General features: G+C 75.6%; 3 protein-coding genes. All 3 read right to left on the reverse strand.

From position 1 onward, the window contains the following. A partial coding sequence (locus D0D28_RS35340; RefSeq protein ID WP_240323477.1) for a DUF58 domain-containing protein occupies positions 1 to 943 on the reverse strand: 943 nt, incomplete at its 3' end. 2 nt (positions 944 to 945) lie between these two features. Beyond that, positions 946 to 1,923, reverse strand: a complete 978-nt coding sequence (locus tag D0D28_RS35345) for an AAA family ATPase (protein WP_116115542.1) — start codon at positions 1,921 to 1,923, stop codon at positions 946 to 948. Further along, on the reverse strand, positions 1,908 to 2,575 hold a 668-nt coding region (locus D0D28_RS35350), incomplete at its 5' end, for a fibronectin type III domain-containing protein (protein WP_162830735.1). The genes D0D28_RS35350 and D0D28_RS35345, both read right to left, overlap by 16 nt.

The following is a 2,575-nucleotide window of genomic DNA, read 5'->3' on the forward strand; positions in this document are numbered from 1 at the left end:
CGCCCGCCCCGCCCCCCCCCCACAGCGTCGCCGGCACCAGCGCGTCGGCCGGGGCCTGCGTCACCTGGCACAGCTCGTCCAGCAGCTGCCGCGTCGCGGGCGGGCCGCCGGGCGTGGGCAGGTCGATCCCGCCCGCGGTGACCAGCCGCGACGGGTACCCGGCCCGCGCCGAGGCCACCAGCAGCGACGCGGCCACGTCGGCCGCCTCCTCGAACCCGCCCGGCGACAGCGATCCGGCGCGGGTGTCCAGCAGCAGCGTGAACCGCGGCTGCTCCGGGTCGACGAGGTCCCGCACCATCAGCCGCCCGGTGCGCGCCGTCGCCTTCCAGTGCACGTGCCGCACCTCGTCGCCGGGCACGTACTCGCGCACGTCCTGCAGGTCGATCGACCCGCGCAGCGCGTCGTCGGTGCGGGCGCCGTCGTGGTGGTGCCGGGGATGGCCGCTGACCAGCACCCGGGCCGGGAGCTGCCGCGGATGCACCCACAGGTCCGAGGTCTCGCCGGTGGGCTTGCGGTTGACGGCCAGGCCGAACGGGTCGGCCCGGTGCAGCGTCAGCGGGCCGACCGGGTGCCTCCCGCGCGCCCCGGTGGGCAGCTCGTAGTGGTAGGTGGCCTCCGCGCCGGGCGCGAGCGGGCGCACCCGCACCGTCTGGGTCCGCCCGCCGAGCCCGTCGGTGGCCAGGACCGCGCCCTGCCGCCGCCGCCCGGGGTTGCGCACCCGCAGCCGGGCCAGCGCGGAACTGCCCCGCTCGACGCGGTCGGGAAACACCGCGCGCCGCACCTCGACCCCCAGCCCGCGCGCGGTGACGGCCACCGCGGTGAGCACGGCGACCAGCGCCACCGCGCCCAGCGCGCGCAGCAGCGGGTACCCGCCCCACTGCCCGAACACCAGCAACGGCACCGCCGCGACGAGCACCGCGAGACCGCGGCCGGTCAGCCGCATCCTCACCGCCGGGCCGCGCCGATCGCCGGCGCCGGGGTGGCGGCCAGGACCTCGGTGACGATCTCGGCCGTGCCGCGGCCGTTCAGCTCGGCGTCCGCGGTGAGGATCAGGCGGTGCGCCAGCACCGGCACGGCCACGTCCTTGACGTCGTCGGGGGTGACGAACGTGCGCCCGTCGGTGGCGGCCAGCGCCTGCGCGGTCCGCACCAGGGCGATGCTGCCGCGCGGGCTCGCGCCGAACCGCACCGCGGCGTGCTCGCGGGTCGCGGCGGCGAGCCGGGCCGCGTACTCGACCACCGCCCGGTCCAGGTGCGACCCGCGCACCTCCGCGATGGCCTGGCGCAGCACGCCGATGTCGACCACCGTGGGCAGGTCGTCCGCGGTGACCCCGGCGCACTCGCTCATGATCACCAGCACCTCGGAGGCCACGTCCGGGTAGCCGACCGACAGCCGCATGAGGAACCGGTCGAGCTGGGCCTCGGGCAGCCGGTAGGTGCCTTCCATCTCGATCGGGTTCTGCGTGGCCACCACCAGGAACGGCCGCGGCACCTGGTGCGCCACCCCGTCCACGGTGACCCGCCGCTCGGACATGACCTCCAGCAGCGCGGACTGGGTCTTCGGGGTGCCGCGGTTGATCTCGTCGGCCACCACGATGTTCGCGAACACCGCGCCCGGGTGGAATCCGAACTCCTCGTCCTTCTGGTGGAACACGCTGACGCCGGTGATGTCGCCCGGCAGCAGATCCGGCGTGAACTGGATGCGGCTCCACTTCCCGCCGATGCTGCGCGCCAGGCACCGCGCCAGCGTCGTCTTGCCCAGGCCGGGCACGTCCTCGATCAGCAGGTGCCCCTCGGCCAGCAGCGCGGCCACCACCAGCCGCACCAGCTCCGGCTTGCCGCGGATCACCTGCTGCACGTTGGTCGCGATCAGCCCGGCGACCTCGCCCGCCCGTGTTGCGCTCTTCACTATCCCCCCGGCCATACGTACTGGTTGGAACGGACACCGTTGACTTCGACCCACACGCGGTAGCCGACGCTCTCGAAGGGGAAGTCCTCGAAGACCTCGTTGCCCTCGGCGTCGGTCCGGACGCCCCGGCCCGGGTTGGAGTAGCCGGGGTTGTCGGAGAAGACCTCGACCTCGTACCTGGTGTTCGGGTCGAACCCGGTCATCTCCACGTGCATGAAAGCGCAGTCCGGCGCCTCGCACCCGTCGTAGGTCGTGTCCTCGCCCCGCCGGATCGTGATCTGCGGGGTCCGCTGCACCGGCACCATGGTCTGGACCGTCGCGGGCGCCCCACGGCCGGCGCTGTTCTCGGCCACCACCGTGACGGTGTAGGTGACGCCCTGCCGCAGCCCGCTCAGCGTGGCCGACCGCGCGCTGCCCGGCCGGGTCATCGACCCGCCCGCGCCGGAGGCCGGCTGCCACGAGATCCGGTAAGCGGTGACGGCCGCGCCGTTGGGTGGCGCCGCGCCCCAGGTGAGCTGCACGTTCTCCCCCTGCACGGTGGCCCGCAGCCCGGGCGGCACGCCCGGCGGGCTCGCCGGCACCGCGGGCGGCGGGGACGGCGGCGGCGCGGGTGGAGGCGTGACGCGGGAGGACGACGGCGGCGGAGTCCCGCCCTGGCCCCCCGGCC

Source organism: Amycolatopsis ruanii (assembly GCF_003385175.1).
Lineage (GTDB): Bacteria > Actinomycetota > Actinomycetes > Mycobacteriales > Pseudonocardiaceae > Amycolatopsis_E > Amycolatopsis_E thermalba.